The 18,966-nt window shown below is 70.8% G+C and carries 15 protein-coding genes; 7 read left to right on the forward strand and 8 right to left on the reverse strand.

Annotated features, from left to right (window positions below; translation table 11 throughout):
* Positions 1–9 precede the first annotated feature (9 nt).
* The 4 genes from ACE3T2_RS14250 to ACE3T2_RS14265 all read left to right on the forward strand — a co-directional run bounded on the left by ACE3T2_RS14250 (position 10) and on the right by ACE3T2_RS14265 (position 5,746).
* A complete protein-coding gene (locus tag ACE3T2_RS14250) occupies positions 10–546 on the forward strand; it encodes an SRPBCC family protein (RefSeq protein ID WP_374658456.1) in 537 nt (178 codons plus the stop codon).
* A 69-nt stretch (positions 547–615) separates the two neighbouring features.
* Positions 616–1,596: a small ribosomal subunit Rsm22 family protein gene (locus ACE3T2_RS14255; RefSeq protein ID WP_374658458.1), complete on the forward strand. Its 981-nt coding sequence runs from the start codon at positions 616–618 to the stop codon at positions 1,594–1,596.
* Positions 1,597–1,710: 114 nt separating this feature from the next.
* Positions 1,711–2,694, forward strand: a complete 984-nt coding sequence (locus ACE3T2_RS14260; RefSeq protein WP_374658460.1) for an NADP-dependent oxidoreductase — start codon at positions 1,711–1,713, stop codon at positions 2,692–2,694.
* 244 nt (positions 2,695–2,938) lie between these two features.
* The gene (locus ACE3T2_RS14265; protein WP_374658462.1) at positions 2,939–5,746 is read left to right on the forward strand and encodes a M16 family metallopeptidase; all 2,808 of its coding nucleotides are present in this window, start codon (positions 2,939–2,941) and stop codon (positions 5,744–5,746) included.
* A gap of 65 nt (positions 5,747–5,811) precedes the next feature.
* Here ACE3T2_RS14265 and ACE3T2_RS14270 read toward each other — a convergent pair whose 3' ends face one another.
* The 4 genes from ACE3T2_RS14270 to ACE3T2_RS14285 all read right to left on the reverse strand — a co-directional run bounded on the left by ACE3T2_RS14270 (position 5,812) and on the right by ACE3T2_RS14285 (position 11,548).
* Positions 5,812–7,110 (reverse strand): Hsp70 family protein, encoded by a 1,299-nt coding sequence (locus ACE3T2_RS14270; RefSeq protein WP_374658464.1) that lies wholly within the window; start codon positions 7,108–7,110, stop codon positions 5,812–5,814.
* 94 nt (positions 7,111–7,204) lie between these two features.
* The gene (locus tag ACE3T2_RS14275; protein WP_374658466.1) at positions 7,205–9,493 is read right to left on the reverse strand and encodes an NADP-dependent malic enzyme; all 2,289 of its coding nucleotides are present in this window, start codon (positions 9,491–9,493) and stop codon (positions 7,205–7,207) included.
* 101 nt (positions 9,494–9,594) lie between these two features.
* Positions 9,595–10,893 (reverse strand): S41 family peptidase, encoded by a 1,299-nt coding sequence (locus ACE3T2_RS14280; RefSeq protein WP_374658469.1) that lies wholly within the window; start codon positions 10,891–10,893, stop codon positions 9,595–9,597.
* A 43-nt stretch (positions 10,894–10,936) separates the two neighbouring features.
* A complete protein-coding gene (locus tag ACE3T2_RS14285; protein ID WP_374658471.1) occupies positions 10,937–11,548 on the reverse strand; it encodes a TetR/AcrR family transcriptional regulator in 612 nt (203 codons plus the stop codon).
* Positions 11,549–11,619: 71 nt separating this feature from the next.
* Here ACE3T2_RS14285 and ACE3T2_RS14290 point away from each other — a divergent pair, with 71 nt between their 5' ends.
* Positions 11,620–12,246 carry a glutathione binding-like protein gene (locus tag ACE3T2_RS14290; protein WP_374658473.1) on the forward strand — a complete coding sequence of 209 codons (627 nt, stop codon included), beginning with the start codon at positions 11,620–11,622 and terminating at the stop codon, positions 12,244–12,246.
* 21 nt (positions 12,247–12,267) lie between these two features.
* Here the strand turns inward: ACE3T2_RS14290 and ACE3T2_RS14295 are convergent, their stop codons facing one another.
* From ACE3T2_RS14295 to ACE3T2_RS14310, 4 genes are all read right to left on the reverse strand, one after another.
* Entirely contained in the window at positions 12,268–12,453 is a 186-nt protein-coding gene (locus tag ACE3T2_RS14295; RefSeq protein ID WP_374658475.1) for a hypothetical protein, read from the reverse strand.
* Between the two features lie 112 nt (positions 12,454–12,565).
* Positions 12,566–14,125, reverse strand: coding sequence for a sensor histidine kinase (locus ACE3T2_RS14300; RefSeq protein WP_374658477.1), 1,560 nt, complete (start codon positions 14,123–14,125; stop codon positions 12,566–12,568).
* The gene (locus ACE3T2_RS14305) at positions 14,122–14,820 is read right to left on the reverse strand and encodes a response regulator (RefSeq protein ID WP_374658479.1); all 699 of its coding nucleotides are present in this window, start codon (positions 14,818–14,820) and stop codon (positions 14,122–14,124) included. Before ACE3T2_RS14305 ends, ACE3T2_RS14300 begins: the two co-directional genes overlap by 4 nt.
* Before the next feature lie 4 nt (positions 14,821–14,824).
* Positions 14,825–16,342 (reverse strand): DUF4173 domain-containing protein, encoded by a 1,518-nt coding sequence (locus ACE3T2_RS14310; protein WP_374658481.1) that lies wholly within the window; start codon positions 16,340–16,342, stop codon positions 14,825–14,827.
* Positions 16,343–16,611: 269 nt separating this feature from the next.
* Between ACE3T2_RS14310 and dapB the strand changes: the two genes are divergently transcribed.
* Both dapB and ACE3T2_RS14320 read left to right on the forward strand, forming a co-directional pair.
* Positions 16,612–17,382, forward strand: a complete 771-nt coding sequence (dapB, locus tag ACE3T2_RS14315; RefSeq protein WP_374658537.1) for a 4-hydroxy-tetrahydrodipicolinate reductase — start codon at positions 16,612–16,614, stop codon at positions 17,380–17,382.
* Positions 17,382–18,809 carry an amidase family protein gene (locus ACE3T2_RS14320; RefSeq protein ID WP_374658483.1) on the forward strand — a complete coding sequence of 476 codons (1,428 nt, stop codon included), beginning with the start codon at positions 17,382–17,384 and terminating at the stop codon, positions 18,807–18,809. Before dapB ends, ACE3T2_RS14320 begins: the two co-directional genes overlap by 1 nt.
* The last annotated feature ends 157 nt before the right edge of the window (positions 18,810–18,966 follow it).

Below are 18,966 nucleotides of genomic sequence, written 5' to 3' on the forward strand. Positions count from 1 at the left end.
AGCTTCGCCATGCGCTCGGCCCTGCTCGCCGCCGTTCTCGTTCTCGCGCTCGCCGCGCGCGAGGGCCTGCGCGTCGAGGTCAGCCCCGATCCCGACGGCGCCTCGGGTCTGATCCGCGGGGTCGTCGACATCCCAGCCCCGCCCCAGGCGGTCTGGGCTGTGCTGGTCGACTGCGACCTCGCCCCGCGCATGGTCCGCAGGCTCAAGAGCTGCCGCATCGTCGAACGCGACCCGGCCGGAGGCTGGGACGTGCGCGAGCATATCAGTCGAGGCGGGCTGATCCCCCCGGTCCGCAGCGTCTTCCGATCCGACTACGAGCCGCCCTGGCGCATCCGCTTCCACCGCGCCGGCGGCGACCTCAAGGTGCTGGAGGGCGAGTGGCGTCTGCTGCCGCTGGAAGGCGGCGGAACCCGCGTCTTCTACGAGAGCCGCGCCTCGGCCCCGTTCGCCGTTCCCCCGCCCCTCGCCCGAATGGTCCTGCGCCGCGACGTCCCCGACGCCCTACGCGCCCTGCGTCGGGAAGCGCTGGCGCGGGAGAGCCGCTGAATCCCCCCCGCGGGCGGGCATCTCGACGCCGCACTTTCCGGGGCCTCGCAAGGGAGCTATCCACCCCCGATGTCCTACGACCTGCCGCCGCCCCTGCGCCTCGCCGCCGACCGCCTGATGGAGGGCGTCTCGCGCAAGGACATGGCGCAGCGCGCCGGGGCCATCTCGCAGCGCTATCGCGGCGGCGGCGGATCGGCGGCGGTCGTCACCTCCCAGGCCGACGCCACGGCCTATGTCCTGACCCGCCTGCCGGCCACCTACGCGGCCTGCGCCCGCGTGTTCGCCGAAGCGGCCGGCCGCGCGCCGCATTTCGCGCCGCAGAGCCTGCTGGACGCGGGCGCGGGGCCGGGCGGCGCCGGCTGGGCGGCGCTGGAGACCTGGCCGCAGATCGCCGCCGCCAGCCTGCTCGACTCCAACCGCGCCTTCCTCGACATCGCCGAAACCCTCGCAGCCGACGCGCCCTCTCCGCTGCGGGCCGCCCAGCGCCTGCGCGCCGACCTCACCGCGCCCGGCGACTGGCCCGCCGCCGACCTGGTGGTCGCCAGCTACGCCCTGGCCGAGATCGCCCCGGCCGCCCTGGCCGGAACCGTCGAGCGGCTCTGGGCCGCGACCCGCGGCCTGCTGGTCCTGGTCGAGCCCGGGACGCCGGCCGGCTACCGGCGGCTGCTGGCGGTCCGCGACCAGTTGATCGACGCGGGCGCACGCGTGCTCGCCCCCTGCCCTCACGCCGCGCCCTGCCCGCTTTCCTCGCCCGATTGGTGCCACTTCTCCCAGCGGCTGGCGCGCTCGCGCGACCACCGCCTGGCCAAGGGCGCCGAGACGCCGTTCGAGGACGAGAAGTTCAGCTACCTCGTCCTCGCCCGCGACGGCATCGTCCCTGCCCCGCCGACGCCGCGCGTCCTGGCGCCGCCGCGCGCCGGCAAGCCCGGCGTCGAGCTGAAGCTTTGCACCCCGGCCGGCGCGCTGGAAAACCGCTTCGCCGCCCGGCGCGACAAGGCCGCCTACGCCGTGGCCCGCCGGATCGACTGGGGCGAGGCCCTTCCCGACTAGCTCGAACGGCCGTTTGAAATCTGCTGGCCTTACGGCGTTCGGCGCGCGAAAGTCACGCTTCGCGCCCGTCGCATTTCAGGGCCGAGCCATTTCAGAACGACAGGGAGGCCCATTATGCCCACGAGCCGCGAGATCCATCTGGTCAGCCGTCCGGCCGGAATGCCGACGCCCGACAACTTCGCCATGGTCGAGACGCAGGTCGGCGACGCCTCCGACGGCGAGGTGCTGGTCCAGAATCTCTACATGTCCGTCGACCCCGCCATGCGCCCCCGCCTGACCGCCGGCCAGGAGCTGGGCGAGGCGATGATGGGCGGCGCGCTCGGCCGCGTGGTGCAGTCCAAGAACCCCGACTTCGCGGTCGGCGACCTGGTCACCAGCCGCAACGGCTTCCGCGAATTCTTCGTCTCGAACGGCCAGGGCCTGGCGCGCCTCGCCGCCGACCCCGACCTGCCGGTGATCGCCTATATGCACGCCATGGGCATGACCGGCTTCACGGCCTATGGCGGCATCCTGCACATCGGCCAGCTCAAGGACGGCGAGCAGGTGTTCGTCTCCACGGCCGCGGGCGCGGTCGGCTCGATCGCCGCCCAGATCGCCAAGATCAAGGGCTGCTACGTGGTCGGCTCCACCGGATCGGCCGACAAGGCCGCCTGGCTGAAGGACGAGGTCGGGCTGGACGCGGTGATCAACTACAAGGAACAGCCGATCAGGAAGGCCCTGGAAGAAGCCACGCCCAAGGGCGTCGACGTCTATTTCGACAATGTCGGCGGCGACCACCTGGAGGCCGCCCTGCGCCGCATGAACACGCTCGGCCGCATCCCGGTCTGCGGCTTCATCTCCGGCTATAATTCCGGCCATTCGAACGTCTCGAACCTGTCGAACATCATCTATTCGCGGGTCATGCTGCGCGGCTTCGTCGGCACCGACTTCCTGCACCTGCACGACCAGTTCCTGACCGACATGGCCGGCTGGCTGAAGGCCGGGAAGATCAAGACCCAGCAGACGGTGCTCAACGGCATCGAAAACGCCCCGGCCGCGATGATCGGCCTGATGGAGGGCAGGAACGCCGGCAAGATGCTGGTGAAACTGGCGGAATAGGATTTTCCAGAGTGTCGTCCCGGTTTCGGCGCAGCCGAAGACCGGGACCTATTCGCGCCTGGGTCGGCAGAATGACGCGACGGCCGCTCGCGTCCGGCGCCATCAGGTGTTCATGGATCGCGGTCTTGCTTCGCAAACCCGGATGGCATGGGCGGCGAGCGACAGGTCCCACATGAAAATCCCGTAATCTTCCCTCGCCCCGCGCCGGTGCTAGGCTCGCCCGCTCGCAGACTGGGAAGACCGCATGTTCCGCACCACAGCCGCCGCCCTCGCGCTCACCCTGGTCCTGGGGGCCGCAGCGCCCGCCCTGGCCGCCGACGTGGTGCCGCCCATCGCCTACAAGGAACGCACCCTGGCCAACGGGCTGAAGGTCTATTCCTCGGTCGACCGCACCACCCCGAACGTGACCGTCCAGGTCTGGTACGGCGTCGGCTCCAAGGATGATCCCGTCGGCCGCTCGGGCTTCGCGCACCTCTTCGAGCACATGATGTTCAAGGCCACGCGCGACACGCCGTCCGAAACCATCGACCGCATGACCGAAGACGTGGGCGGCTTCAACAACGCGTCCACCTATGACGACTTCACCAACTACTATGAGGTCGTCCCCGCCGAGCACCTCCAGCGCTTGCTGTGGGTCGAGGCGCAGCGCCTGGGCTCGCTGGTTGTCGACGAGGCGACATTCAAGTCCGAGCGCGACGTGGTGAAGGAGGAGCTGCGCCAGTCGGTGCTCAGCCAGCCCTACGGCCGGCTGTTCTACCTCTACCTGCCCCAGGCCAGCTACCAGACCCACCCTTACAAGCGCCCCGGCATCGGCTCGATCGAGGAACTGGACGCCGCCACCATCGACGACGTGCGCGCCTTCCACGCCGCCTATTATCGCCCCGACAACGCCGCCCTGATCGTGGTCGGCAATTTCGACGAGGCGCAGCTGAACGCCTGGGTCGACAAGTACTTCGCGCCGCTGAAGACGCCCGCCGCCCCGATCAGGCGGGTGACCGCGGTCGAGCCGCCCCGCACCGCGCCCGGCGTCTACAAGGGTTACGGCCCCAATGTCCCGCTGCCGGCCATCCTGATGACCTGGCACGCCCCGGCGGCCAGCAGCCCCGACGCCCCAGCCCTGACCGTGCTGGACGCCGTGCTCTCCAGCGGTAAATCCTCGCGGCTCTACAACAGCCTGGTCTACGAAAAGCAGGTCGCCGCCGACATCTTCTCCGACGCCTCCCTGCCCCAGCAGCCGGGCATGGTGATGCTGGGCGCCATCCTGGCCGGCGGCAAGACCCTGGACGAGGGCGAAAAGGCCCTGCTCGCCGAGGTCGCCCGCCTGCGCGACGCCCCGCCGACCGAGGCCGAGCTGACCGAGGCCAAGAACGAGCTGGTCGCCCACAAGCTGCGCGAACGCGAGACGGTCGACGGCCGCGCCTTCGCTCTCGGCTACGCTCTGCGCACCGCCGGCGACGCCGCCCTCGCCAACAAGGAGCTGGCGCAGCTCCAGGCCGTCACCGCGGCCGATGTGCAGCGGGTCGCGCGCAAGTACCTGACCGACGCCGGCCGCATGACCATCCTCTACCAGGCCGACAGCGCACGCCCGGCCGGCGAGAAGGACATGACCCCCAAGCCGCCCGTCGTGGCCTCGGCCAAATATACCGGCCCGGTCGTCACCCTGGCCCCCGAAGGCGCGCGCCAGGCGCCGCCGCCGGTCGGGACCCCGGTCAAGCCGGTCCTGCCGCAGCCGGTTGAAAAGACCCTCGCCAATGGCCTCCGGGTCATCGTCGCCAAGTCCTCGGACCTGCCGCTGGTCTCGGCCTCGCTCACCGTGCGCACCGGCGCCTGGGCGGATCCTCAAGGGTTGGCCGGAGCCATGGGCATGACCGCCGGCATGCTGACCGAGGGCACCAAGACCCGCGGCGCCCAGCAGATCGCCAGCGAAGCCGAAGCCCTCGGCGCGACCCTGACGTCGGGCGGCGGCCAGGAGTCCTCGGCCGTGACCCTGAACGTCATGCCGGGCAAGCTCGCCCCGGCCATGGCCATCATGGCTGACGTCGTGAAGAACCCGGCCTTTGCAAACGAGGAGCTGGAGCGCCAGCGCAGCCAGGCCCTCGACGGTCTCTCGGTCGCCTACCAGTCACCGGGCCAGCTGGCCGGCTACGCCGCTTCGCCGGTGGTGTTCGGCGGCACGCCCTTCGGCCAGGTCGCCTCGGGCACCCCGGCCTCGATCGCCAAGATCTCGACCGCCGACCTCTCGAAACTGCATGGCCAGTATTTCCGCCCCGACAACGCCATACTAGTGCTGACCGGCGACATCACGCCCGAGGCCGGCTTCGCCCTGGCCCAGAGCGCGTTCGGCGACTGGAAGGCGCCCGCCGCCCCCGCGCCCGCCCGCGCCGAGGTCAACCCCAAGGCTGCGCCGCGCGCCGTCGCCATCGACCTGCCCGGCACCGGCCAGGCGGCGGTCACGGTCGCCAGGGCCGCCATTCCGCGGGGCGCGCCCGACTACTATGCCGGCGCGGTCGCCAACTCGGTGCTGGGCGGCGGCTATTCGGCCCGCCTGAATCAGGAGATCCGCATCAAGCGCGGCCTGTCCTACGGCGCCAGTTCGCGCCTCTCGGGCATGCGCACCACCGGCCTCTTCCGCGCGGTCGCCCAGACCAAGAACGAGTCCGCGCCCCAGGTGCTGGACCTGATCCTGGCCGAGCTGCAGCGCATGGCCCAGGCCCCGGCGAGCGCCGAAGAACTGAAGGCCCGCAAGTCTGTGCTGATCGGCGGTTTCGGCCGCGAACTGGCCACCACCGACGGCCTGGCCGGCATTCTCGGCAATCTCGCCCTCTACGACCTGCCCCTGACCGAGGTCGCCGACTACACCGGCAAGGTCGAGGGCGTCACGGCTGCCCAGGTCCAGGCGTTCTCGGCCAAAGAGTTCGCCCCGGACGGCGTCAGCGTCATCGTCGCCGGCGACGCCAAGGCCTTCACCGAAGGCCTGAAGCAGCGCCGCCCGAACCTGGAAGTCATCCCCGCCAAGGATATCGACCTGGAGGCCGCCAGCCTGAAGAAGTGAGGGTCGACAATCAGCCGATCCGTGTCATCCCGGTCTTGCTTCGCAAACCGGGATGACACGAAGAATTACGCCCCCCGCGCCCACTTGCCGAGGTCGCGCTCGCGGCCCATCAGCGCCAGGCCCGAGGCGATGGATTCCAGCTCCGCCCCGCTCTCGATCTTCGACGCGTCGAAGCGGCGGTAGAAGACGTCCCGCACCGCCGGGACCAGCGAAGAGCCCCCGGTCAGGAACACCTTGTCGATGCCCCCGGCGTTCAGCCCGGCGTCGCTCAGCGCCCGGTCGACCGCGTCCTCGATCAGGTGGAGCTCCGGGGCGATCCAGTCCTCGAACTCGGCCCGCTCGACCCGCGCGCCGATTTCGATGCTCCCGGCCTCGAAGCGGAAGTCCGCGGCGGTCTGTGAGGACAGCGCCTCCTTCAGGTCCGAGACCGCGCGGTAGAGCCGATAGCCGTAGTTCTCGTCCAGCACCTCGACCAGCCGTTCGATCTTCTCCGGCTCCACCGCCTCGCGCACCAGCTTGCGGATCTCGCGCATGTCGCGGCTGGCCCGCATCAGGGCGAGCTGGTCCCAGCGCGCGAAGGTCGAATAGTAGCGGTTTGGGATCGGCAGCACCTTGCCGAACGAGGTGTAGCTGGAGCCCTTGCCCAACGCCGGCGAGACCAGGTTGTCGATGATCCGGTAGTCGAAGGCGTCGCCCGCCACGCCCACCCCGGCGCGGCCGAGCGGGATCGAGGCGATCTCGCCGTCCTTGCGCGTGAAGCGGATGATCGAGAAGTCGCTGGTGCCGCCGCCGAAGTCGCCGACCAGCACGGTGGCGTCCTCCTTCAGCTCGCGGGCGAAGAAGAACGCCGCCCCGACCGGCTCGTAGGCGTAGAGGATCTCCTCGAAGCCCAGCCGCCGGAACCCGGTCTCGTAGCGCGCCAGCGCCAGGGCTTCGTTCGGCGAGCCGCCGGCGAAGGTCACCGGCCGTCCGACGATCACCCGCCTGGGCAGGCTCGCCATGTCGCCGCCGCCGCGCTCGCGCAGCTTCAGCAGGAAGGTGGAGAGCAGGTCCTCGAACTGGTAGCGCCGCCCGATGATCTGGGTCTCGGTGAAGCTCTCCGAGGCGGCGAAGCTCTTGAACGACTGGATGAACCGCGTCTCCAGCGGGTCTTCGACATAGGCCTCGATGGCCCAGGGCCCCGCCTCGATCTCGCGCTCGTTAGGCTGTTCGGGCGGAGCGTAGAACGACAGGGCCGAGCGGAAGGCGAACAGCTCCCGCTCAGGCGCGGGAAACTTGACCAGGTGCGCGGGGCCGTCCACGCCTGCAAGCGCGACGACCGTGTTGGTCGTGCCGAAATCGATGCCGATGCATAGCTCGGACATGGGCCGCGCTCCTGGGGTTCGGGGATGGGACGGGAAGACCGCCCGCACCCCCGAGGCGCAGGCGGCCCTTAGTTCAGAGGTGTGAGCACGCGGCTCACGCCTGGGCCTCCATGACGTCCTGTTCGTAGGCGGCGAGCGTCGCCATCTGCAGCACGCGGGAGACCGAGGCCGAGAGCGGCGCGATCTGCACAGACTTCGAAAGACCCAGCAGCAGCGGTCCGATCACGGTCGCGCCGCCCAGCGCCTGGACAAGCTGGGTCGAGATCGCCGCCGAGTGAATGGCCGGCATGATCAGCACGTTGGCCGGGCCGGTCAGTCGCATGAACGGATAGTTGACCCGCTTGGAAGGGTCGAGCGCCAGCTCCGGCGGCATTTCGCCCTCGTACTCGAAGTCGACGTCCATCATGTCCAGCATGGCCACCGCGTCGCGCACCTTCTCCGATCGCACGCCCATCGGGTTGCCGAAGGTCGAGTAGGACATGAAGGCCACCCGCGGCACATAGCCCAGGGTCTTGACCGTCCGGGCCGCCTCCATGGCGATCTCGACGAGCTCCTCGGCCTCGGGCATCTCGGTGACGTTGGTGTCGGCGATGAACAGGGTGTGGCCCTTGGCCAGCACCACGCTCATGCCCATGATCCGGCCGTCCGGGGCCGGGTCGATCACCCGCAGCACCTCTTCCAGCACCTGGTCGTAGGAGCGGGTCACGCCGGTCACCATGCCGTCGGCATAGCCCAGCGCCACCATCGAGGCGGCGAAGGAGTTGCGGTCCTGGTTGATCAGCCGCTGGACGTCGCGCTTCAGATAGCCCTGGCGCGACAGCCGTTCGTAGAGGAAGTCGACGAACTCGGGATTGTGGCGCGAGACCCGGGCGTTGATGATCTCGAGCTTGGTCTCGGCCGGGTCCAGCCCCACCTCGACCATGTTCTCCTTCACCAGTTCGTCGCGGCCCACCAGCACCGCGTGGCCCAGGCCCGCGGACTCGAAGGCGTGGGCGGCGCGGATCACCGTCGGCTCCTCGCCCTCGGCAAAGACGATGCGCTTCTTCGGGCCCTTCAGCACCGCCCCCTGCAGCTTCTGCAGGAAGGCCGCCGTCGGGTCGAGGCGCTGGGCCAGCGAGTCGCGATAGGCGTCCATGTCGGTGATCGGCCGGCGGGCGACGCCGGTGTCCATCGCCGCCTGGGCGACGAACGGCGGGATGTACGAGATCAGCCGCGGGTCGAACGGGGTCGGGATGATGTACTGCGGCCCGAACTTCAGCTGCATGCCGTGATAGGCCGCCGCCACCTCGTCCGGCACGTCCTCGCGCGCCAGCTCGGCCAGGGCGCGGGCGCAGGCGATCTTCATCTCCATGTTCACGCGGCGCGCACGCACGTCCATGGCGCCGCGGAAGATGTAGGGGAAGCCGAGGACGTTGTTCACCTGGTTCGGATAGTCCGAGCGGCCGGTGGCGACGATGGCGTCGGGACGCACGGCGTGAACCTCTTCCGGGGTGATCTCCGGGTCGGGGTTGGCCATGGCGAAGATCAGCGGCTTGGGCGCCATCGCCTTGACCATCTCCTGGCTCAGCGCCCCCTTCACCGACAGGCCGATGAAGACGTCGGCGCCGTCCAGGGCCTCGGCCAGCGTCCGCGCGTCGGTCTCGACGGCGTGGGCGCTCTTCCACTGGTTCATGTCGTTGGCGCGGCCGCGATAGATCACGCCCTTGGAGTCGCAGGCGATCACGTTCTCGGGCGAGACGCCCATGGCCTTGATCAGTTCGATGGTGGCGATGCCCGCCGCCCCCGCGCCGTTCAGCACCACCTTGACCTTGGAGATGTCGCGGCCGGTGATGTGGCAGGCGTTGATCAGGCCGGCGGCCGAAATGATCGCCGTGCCGTGCTGGTCGTCATGGAACACCGGGATGTCGAGCAGCTCCTGCAGCTCGGTCTCGATGCGGAAGCACTCGGGCGCCTTGATGTCCTCGAGATTGATGCCGCCGAAGGTGACCCCGATGTTCTTGACCACCGTGATGATCTCGTCGGGATCGGTGGCGCTGACCTCGATGTCGATCGAGTCGACGTCGGCGAAGCGCTTGAAGAGGACGCTCTTGCCCTCCATCACCGGCTTGGAGGCCAGGGCGCCGAGGTTGCCAAGGCCCAGGATCGCGGTGCCGTTCGAGATCACCGCCACCAGATTGCCCTTGGACGTGTAGTCGTAGGCCGCCTCGGCGTCCTCGGCGATCTTCAGGACCGGTACGGCGACCCCCGGCGAATAGGCAAGCGACAGATCCCGCTGGGTGGCCATCGGCTTGGTCGGCGCAATGGCGATCTTCCCGGGGGTCGGGTGCTTGTGGAAGCTCAGCGCCTCCTCGTCGGTGAAGGTGCGTTTCTCGGCGTCGCTCATAGGCGCGGCGTTTCCTCTCGGCCCTTATGGGGCCTGACTAAGCTTGAAAGGGAGCCACCCTATAAAGCCGCAGCGCGGCGTGACAACCGCTGAGCGCCCTCCTAGCGTCCTGCCGCCGCGGCGCCGTTGCGCATCTGCCGCGTCTCCGAACCGTCCGGCGACAGGAAAATCAACGCGCCGGACTCGAAGCGAATGCGCCGCGACGGCGCGCCTTCGACGAAAAACAGGCCCGCCTCGTCCAGCGGCGACAGCAGGCTTGGCGGACGCCGACCGCTGCGCAGGGTTAGCCTTTCGCCGTCCATCGCCGCCTGGAACGGGCCGTACTTGCCGGCATAGGCAGCCAGCCGCTCGCGCCGGATCTTCGGGTGCGCGCCCAGCGCATCCAGCGCCCAGCGGTTCTCGGTCAGGGCCGGCTCGCCCAGGTCCGCCGAAGCCAGCTTCGCCAGCGCCAGCTGCTGAGCCTTGGCAAGGGCCTCGCCCACCGGAACGGCGACGTCGGGGACCACCCCGGTCCCCTCCCAGTTCTTGCCGGTGATCGGGTTGATCGGCGTGCCGCCCGAAATGAACACCGAAAGCCCGTCGCCCAGTTCGGCCGGTCCGCCCGGATTGGCTCCGCCGCCCGAGGCCTCGCCGACCACCGTCGCCCGTTTCGCAGATTGCAGGGTGTAGGCGAAGCTTTCGGCCGCCGAGGCGGTGCGCCCGCTGGTCAGCACGTAGAGCGGAACCGCCAACCGGCGCTCGGCCTTGATCGGGACGGTCGGCGCCTCGTCGCTGTCGGGTTCGCCGCGGGTCTTGAAGGTGTTGTAGATTTTCGCCCCGTCCGGTGTGAAATGCCCAACCAGATAGCCGACCATCGCCGGCGAGCCGCCGCCGTTGTCGCGCAGGTCGAAGATCACCGCATCCGTCCCGGCGACGAGGGCCAGAGCCGCGTCCGCCGCTTCTCGCGGCGCCTGGTCGCCGGTCGGTTCGAAATGGGCGAAGCCGCGCATGTCGATATAGCCGATGTTCCCCGGCAGGATGCGGACGGCCGCGAAGCCGTAGCCGCCGCGGCGCGCCAGGAAGCTCGGCAGTCCCGAGCCTGCGCTGCGCGGACTGGCGTCACCGGCGGGCGGCGTCCAGCTGACGGCGAAGTGCCGGTCCTGCGGCTGCAGGCGCTGGGTAAGGGTCGCGGCGAAGTCGCGAGGGTCGCTCAGCTTGTCATAGGCGCCTCTCTTCGCCTCGGCGCGCAGCTCGGCGGCGATCCTGTGGGCCCGCGCCTCGTCGAAGAACTGGCTGTCGATCGCCTTGGCCAGGGCCTCGACCTTGGCGCGCGGCGCAATCTTCGGCGGCGCCTGGGCGAAGGCGGACGTGGCGGACAGGACCAGGGCGGCCAGGCCGGCGGCGGCGGCGATGCGGCTCATCTTCGAATCTCCCGTTCGCCGAACCCTGTCCGGCCGAGCTTGGCTAATTTTGGGCCGGCCGGCAGATCAGATCGATTCCGGTCTGGTAGATCGCCCTCAGCGCCGCCTCGCCCGCCCCGGCCCGGGCCCGTACCGCCATGGTGTGCATGATCCCGGTCGCGATCGGCGCCAGCCCCGCAGGCTCGCTCGAGAGTTCGCCCGCCGAGCGTTCGAACCGGGCGCGGAAGGCGTCGTCCAGCTCCCCGAACGCGCGGTCCAGAACCGCCCGCACCTCTGGCTCGGCCACCGATTCCGTGACCGCAGTGCCGATCAGGAAACAGCCCTGCTGACCCTGCGCGCCGGCGCGATAGACCTCGCTCGACCTCGCATAGACGATCTCCAGCACCTTGCGCAGCGGCAGGTCGAGGGCCAGCGCCCCGGTCAGGCTGGCGACCATTTCGCGCCGGGACTGCTCCAGGGCGGCGAGGTACAGCGCCCGCTTGTCGCCGAACGCGCCATAGAGGCTGGGGCGATTCAGGCCCGTGGCGGCGCAGAGATCGTCCAGCGACGTCGCTGAATAGCCGTTCTTCCAGAACGTGTCGCGCACGCGTCCCAGCGCGGCCTCGGGATCGAAGCTGCGCGGGCGTCCGCGTTTGGGCGTCTCTTTTTGTACCACTTCGCAAGAAATCCTTGACGGCCGCCTATTTTGTATCGGACGGTAAGAAAATCAAATCCCCGGAGGACGCCATGGATCTCTATTTCTCCCCGCTCGCCTGCTCGCTCTCCACCCGTATCGCCGTCTACGAGGCGGACGCCGAATCCAAGGTCCGCCTGAACCGGGTGGACAGCAAGACCAAGACCATCGACGGCGGCGGCGACTATCGCGCCATCAACGCCCAGGGCCTGGTCCCGGCCGTCCGCACCGACGATGGCGAGGTGATCACCGAAAACGCCGCGGTGCTGCAGTACCTCGCCGACGCCTTCCCGGAAAAGGCCCTGGCCCCCGCTCCCGGCTCGGCCGAGCGCTATCGCCTGCAGCAGTGGCTGAGCTTCGTCGGGACCGAGCTGCACAAGTCGACCTTCAACCCGCTGCTTTCGCCCGCCGCCAACGACGGCGCCAAGGCCTTCGCACGCGAGGGCGCCGGCGCAAAGCTCGCCTATCTGAACGACCATTTGACCGGCCGCGACTACCTGATCGACCGCTTCAGCGTCGCCGACGCCTATGCGGCAGCCGTGCTGAACTGGGCGCAGTTCACGGGGATCGACCTCGCGCCCTATCCGGCCATCGTCGCCTATCGCGAACGCCTCGCCGCTCGTCCGGCCGTGGCGCGGGCGATGAAGGAGGAGTTCGCGCTTTATCAAGCCGCGGCCTGACGGATCGCAGCAGGCGGCGGGTCAGAACCGTCGCCTGCGGATGCGGCGCAGGGCCGAGACCGCGGCCGCGGCGAAGGCGCCGCTGCGCTCGGCGTTGGCCTCGCTGAAGGCCGGGCCGCTGGCCGCGATGGCCCCGTCGGTCCGCAGCGTCCAGCGCCAGCGCTCGCCGCCCTGCTCGATCACCACCTCGTAGTTCGCGTCCGGCATGACAACCTCCCTGCGTCGTCGTCGGGGGGATGCTCTCCCATGCGCATGAAGCCGGTTCTGGGCGGCCCGCGCAGGGCCGGCGCGATTGTCGTGCAGATCTTGTGCAGACGGCTCAGGCCGCGGGCAGGGTCACCACGAACCGCGCCGGCGGCTCCGCCTGCGCCAGGTCGATGGTCGCGTGGTTTGCGGCCAGCAGCGAGCGGGCGATGGAAAGGCCGAGTCCCGTCCCGCCCTCCATCCGCCGCGTGGTGAAGAACGGCTCGAACAATCGCTCCGGTTCGGCCACGCCCGGGCCGTCGTCACTGGCCTCCAGCAGCACGCGCCCGCCCTGCGCCCGCGCCGACAGCCTTGCCCGCCGCGCCCCAGCCTGGCGGCTGTTCTGCAGCAGCACCCCCAGCACCGCCTCCAGGGTCGCCGCGGGCGCGGCGACCGGCGGCAGGCCTGGCGCGACCGCGACCTCGACCGTGAAGGTTTCACCCTGCATGGCGTCGGCCGCCTGGCGCAACACCGCCTCCAGGTCGGTGGCGACCCCGGCCTCGGGGCGCGCCATGTCCGCCCGCGCCAGGTCGAGGAGGCGGGTGACCAGCTGCGACAGCCGCGCGGCGTCGGCGGCGATGTTGTCGAGAAAGCGCCGCCGCTCCTGGGCGGTCATCGCATCGCCGTGGTCCTGCAGCAGCTCGACCGCCCCGGTGACGCCCGCCAGCGGTGTTTTGAACTCGTGGCTGACCGCGGCGGCGAAGTCGCGGAGATAGCCCGAGCGGCGCTCGATCGCGCCGGCCATGGCTCGGAAGTCCTCGTACAGCGACTGGATCTCGACCGCCGCTGTCGTCGGCGTCTCGGGAACCTCGCCGCCAGCGCCGACGGCCACGTTGCGCGAAGCCTCGCTCAGCGCCTCGATCGGTCGCGTCACCCCGCGCGAGACCAGGCCGGTCATGATAATCAGTATACTGAATATACCGGCGACTCCGAGCGCGATCTTGCCGCGGTCCTCGTAGATTCCCCGAAACAGCGCCCGCGGCGAACGCGACAGCAGCACCACCCCCACCACCCGTTCACCCGACATCACCGGCCGGGCGTGATGCAGCCGCACGCCCGAGGCGCGGCTCAGCCATTCCAGCCGGTAGCGCGGGTGATAGTCGCCATTGCGCCGCAGCACCGTGCGCGGCTCTCCGGCGAGGGCCGCCCTCACCTCCGGCAGGGCGCCCAGCGACCCGCCGCCGCCGGCGATGTTTCCCCGCCCGTCCAGCAGCAGCACCGATGACAGCGTCGTCTGCACCGTGCGGTCGATCACCGGCTGGAGCCGCGCAGCCGCCACGGCGGCCGCTGGATCGGGATCCGCGGCCCGTGTCGGACGCGGACGCTCCTCCAGCACCGGGCCGGCCTGCAGGTCGATGGTGGTCGGCTCCGGATCGTAGTAGCCCGGCGCGCGGCGGTTCTGCACCGCCAGCGGCGGGGCGCCGGGCCAGTCCTGCTCGGCCATCGCCGCCAGGGCCGCGCCCTGCGCCACCAGCTCGGCCTCGGTCTGGCGCACCAGCGTGTTCTCGTAGACGCGAAGGAAGATCGCCGACAGCCCCGGCATCGCGGCGGCGAAGAACAGCACCGTGAACAGGATCACCCGCAGCCGCAGGCGCGGCCAGCGCCGCTTGGCGAAAGCCTTCACGGCTCCGATCAAGGCCTGCCGCCCAGGCAGGGTCCGAGCCGGTAGCCGATTCCGGCTCGGGTCTCGATCACGTCGTGCGCGCCCACGCCCGCGAACTTGCCGCGCAGGTTGCGCACGTGGCTGTCGACCGTGCGGTCGGTGACCGCAAAGCCCGGCCCGCGCAGGTGGTCGATGATGGCGTCGCGGCTGAACACCCGGTTGGGCGCTGCGGCCAAGGTGCGGAGGATTCCGAACTCCGTCACCGTCAGGGCGAGCGGCGCGCCGTCCCAGGCCGCCTGCCAGGCCTCGACGTCGAGGCTAAGCCGCCCATGCGCGGCCTGGCCCGGTGGGGTCGGGGCCGGCGCGGGCCGCGCCCGGCGCAGGATTGCGGTGACCCGCGCCGTCACCTCGCGAGGACTGAACGGCTTGACCACATAGTCGTCGGCGCCCAGCTCGATCCCCAGCACCCGGTCGATCTCCTCGTCGCGCGAGGACAGGAACAGGATCGGCAGGTCGCTGGCCGCCCGCACCTGACGGCAGACGTCCAGCCCGCTCATCCGCGGCATATTGATGTCCAGCACCAGCAGGTCGGGCCGCGCGGCGGCCACCTGGGCCAGGGCCGCCTCGCCATCCTCGGCCTGCGCCGTCTCGAAGCCCGCCTTCTCCAGGGCGAAGGCGAGCAGCTGGCGGATGTGCGGGTCGTCGTCGGCGATCAGGATCTTGGCCATCGGCTCATGATCCGGCTTGCGGGGTCGGCGTCAATCTCGGCGGCGGCGTGACCGTGTCCCAATCGCAGGACCGGTCCCAGGCGAGCGCGCCGCCGGCGCCCATCGCCCGCGCGGCCTCCAGCCGCCGCTGGCCGCGCCAGGTCCAGGTCCGCCAGTCGGCCTGCCGGATCTGCAGCTCCTTCAGCGCCGCCGCCCGGGCCGCACTGACCGCCAGGGCCAGCTTCTCCGGCTTGCCGGGCAGCGCCTCCAGCCGCGCCAGCGGCAGCAACGCCGCCGGACCGAGCTCGCGCAGATGACAGAGGTCGAGCCGCGGGGCGTCCGCGCGCCCGGTGACCTCGCGCGCATGGCGCACGTTCCAGGCCGCGGCGATCGCGCCGATGTCGACGACCGCGACGGCGGTGAGCACCGCCGCCATCGCCGCCGTATTGGCGCCGATCAGCCAGCTCGCGCTCTTGCCGGCGATCAGCCGCACGCAGATCAGCACCAGCCCGACCCCGACCAGGCCCATCCAGGCCAGGGCCGAGATCCGCAGCTGCGTCAGGCCATAGGCCTCGACATAGTCGACGGTCCGCAGGGCGCTGGAGGCCACCAGCATCAGGTTCTGCACGACCCAGCCGATCACCAGCCAGCGCACCGCGCGGCTCTCCGCCGCCCCCGGCCGCAGGAAGGCCAGCACGAAGGCCCCCGCCAACAGGGCGGTGACGATCAGCAGATAGGCGCCGCGGTGCGCATAGTCGGCGAAGGTCACTCCCGCCGGCAGCGGCGCGCCGCTCCAGAGGAAGGCGGCGTCCAGCCCGTTCTGCAGGGCGAAGAGCAGATTGAACACCACCAGCGACGCCATCACCGAGGTCGAGGCCGCACCCGGCGCCCGAGGCCGGCTTGCGATCACGATCCGCCGCCGCGCGCCCCGCGGCCGCATCAGCGCCCAGGCGCCGATGGCGACAAACAGCCAGAAGACCAGCCGGCCGGGAGAGAACGGCGGCAGTCGCCAACCTTCCACCGCCGTCTCGATCAGCGGATTGGCCATGACGAACAGGCTGAGGAACATCGCCCCGCCGGCTAGCGGCAGCATCGCGCCGACCGCCAGCCGCCGCACCGCACCGGGCCGCCCGCCCCGCGCCGAGACCTTCCGCAGGTCCTGGATCGGGGCCGCGACCGCCGTCAGGGCGGCGCGCACGAAGCGCAGCATCCAGGCCAGGACGTCGCCCTCGCTGCTCGCCCGCGGCGACAGCACCGCCACGCCGGTCGCGGCCAGGAACATCGCCGAGGCGATCACGCCCGGCCGGTCGGCCAGCAACAGGCCGAAGGCCGCGGCCGCCGTGAAGGCGGCGAGCGCCCGCCGGTCGCGCCTCGCCTCAGGATGGACCAGCGCCGCCGCCGAAAGGGCCGCAAAGCAGAAGAGGGCGATATTGATCCCGACCGCCCGGTCGAACAGCAGGGCGTCGGCTGCGGCGGTCAGAGCGGCCGCGAGGGCGACCTTTGTCCAGATGGCGCGGCGCCAGTCGAAGGGGATGCGGGTCATGCGGCAGGCTCCGGTGTGAAGCGCCAAGTCCTGCGCGGGACGCTTCGAGCCCTGCGGGACCTGCGGTCAAGACGCAGACCCCATCGCGTGCAGAACCGGTGCAGAGCGCCCGCCTTGACCGCAGGGCTGTAGCAGCGAACCCCTTCTCCCCTTGCGGGAGAAGGAAAGCCGCCTCCACGACCCCATCGTCATATGCGACGGCCTTGACCGGGGCGGCCCGCCCGGGAGACTAGACGGGCGAGTTCACGTTCCCTCCCGGAGAGTTTCCCCTGACCGCCCCCATCGACATCGCCGTGGCCGGCGCGCTCGGCCGCATGGGCCAGGCCGTGGCCAAGGCGCTCGGCGAACGCCCCGACATGCGCCTGGCCGCCCGCTTCGACCGCCCCGGCGCGAGCGGCGAGGGCCTGGTCTCGATGGACGAGGCGCTGGCCGTCTCCCGTGCGGTCATCGACTTCACCACGCCGGCCGCGTCCGTAGCGCTGGCCCAGGCGGCGGCGGCGCGCGGCGCGCCTGCCCTGGTCATCGGCTCGACCGGCGCCTCGCCGGAGCAGGTCGCGGCGATCGAGGACGCCGCCAAGTCCGTGCCGATCGTCTTCGCCGGCAACTATTCGCTGGGCGTGAACATGCTGATGGGCCTCGTCGCCCAGGCGGCCCGCGCCCTGCACGCCGACGCCTACGACATCGAGGTCACCGAATCCCACCACAAGCGCAAGGTGGACGCTCCCTCGGGCACCGCCCTGATGCTGGGCGAGGCCGCCGCTCGCGGTCGCCAGGTCGCTCTGGCCGACGTCGCCCAGCGGGTCCGCGACGGCGTCACCGGGCCGCGCCCGACCGGCGAGATCGGCTTCTCGGTGATCCGCGGCGGCGGGATCATCGGCGAGCATTCGGTAATCTTCGCGGCCGAGGATGAGATCCTGACCCTCAGCCACTCGGCGCGGGACCGCGGCCTCTTCGCCCGCGGCGCGGTCGAGGCGGCCCGCTGGGTCATAGGCCAGCCCCCCGGCCTCTACGACATGCAGGACGTTCTGGGATTGAAATGATGGCCGATCTCCTCGCCCGCGACGCCACCGCTCAGCTGCTGGCGCTGAAGGCCAAGGAGATTTCCGCCGTCGAGCTCCTGAAGCTCGCCCTCGCCCGCCACGAACAGACCCATGCGCGGCTGAACGCCGTCGTGGCCGCCGACCTCGACCGGGCGCTCGACTATGCGCGGGCCGCCGACGATCTGCGGGCCAAGGGGACCGGCGGACCGCTGACCGGCCTGCCCATGACCGTCAAGGACACCTTCGACGTCATCGGCATGGCCGCCTCGTCCGGGATCGAGGCGCTGCGCCGCCGCAAGCCGGAAGACGCCGGCGCCGTAGCCGCCGCGCGCGCGGCCGGCGCGGTGATCTGGGGCAAGACCAATGTCCCGGTGATGGCCGCGGACTGGCAGAGTTTCAATCCGCTCTACGGCGCGACGAACAACCCGTGGGACCTCGCCCGTGTCCCCGGCGGGTCGTCGGGCGGGGCGGCTGCGGCTCTCGCGGCCGGCGTCACCGCCCTGGAGATCGGCTCCGACATCGGCGGCTCCCTGCGCGTGCCAGCCAGCTTCTGCGGCGTCTTCTCGCACAAGCCGAGCTGGGGCCTGGTCAGCCAGACCGGCCACATCCCGCCCTCGCCCGGAACCCACGCCGAACGCGACCTCAACGTGGTCGGCCCCATGGCTCGCTCCGCCCGCGACCTGCGGCTGCTGCTCTCGATCCTGGCCGAGGGCGTGCCCGCCAGGGCGGACATCGCCGACCTCAAGAAGCTGAAGCTCGGCCTCTGGCTGGACGGCTTCCCGCTCGATCCCGAGGTGCGGGCGGTCATCGAAGACCTCGCCGGTCGTCTGCGCGCGGCGGGCGCCGAGGTGCGGCCGATTTCCGCCCCCGTTCCGCTCGACCAGCTGATGGAGAGCTACCAGGTGCTGCTGGGTTCGGTCGTCGCTACCGACATGCCGGCCTCGGCCCAGGCCGGCATGCGCCGGATGCGGGGCCTGGCGGCGCTGGCGCGCGCATTCGGGGCGGGCCGCGAGTCCTGGGCCGGTCTGGTGCGCGCCTACACCGCCACCCATGCCGAGTGGATCGCCGCCGACGAGGTGCGCGCGCGCCTGCGCGCCACCGTCGAGGACGGCCTCGGGGCCTTCGACGCCATCCTCGCCCCGATCACACCCACCACCGCCTTCCCGCACGACCACCGGCCCTTCGCCTCGCGCAGGCTGAAATTCTCGGACGGCGCGGCGATCCCCTATCCCGCCATGCTGAACTGGATCGCGCTCGCCACCGCCTGCCACCTGCCGGCCACCGCGATCCCGGCGGGCCTCTCCACTGGCGGCTTGCCCGTCGGCGTCCAGATCATCGGCGCTCACGGGTCCGATTCCCGCACCCTCGCCATCGCCCAGGCCATCGACGAGAACCTCGGCGGCTTCATCGCCCCGCCGCCTGCATAGGGACGGCTCTCACCCAGTCATCCCGATTTGCGAAGCAAGACCGGGACCTACGAACACCTGGCGGCTCCCGACGCCGCTCGGCCGCGCCCCAGCTTAGGCTACGCCGAAACCGGGACGACGCCCGAAAGCTCTTGAGGCAGGGGATCAAAGCGCCTTG

Origin of the sequence: Phenylobacterium sp., from assembly GCF_041919955.1 — a bacterium.
GTDB lineage: Bacteria > Pseudomonadota > Alphaproteobacteria > Caulobacterales > Caulobacteraceae > Phenylobacterium.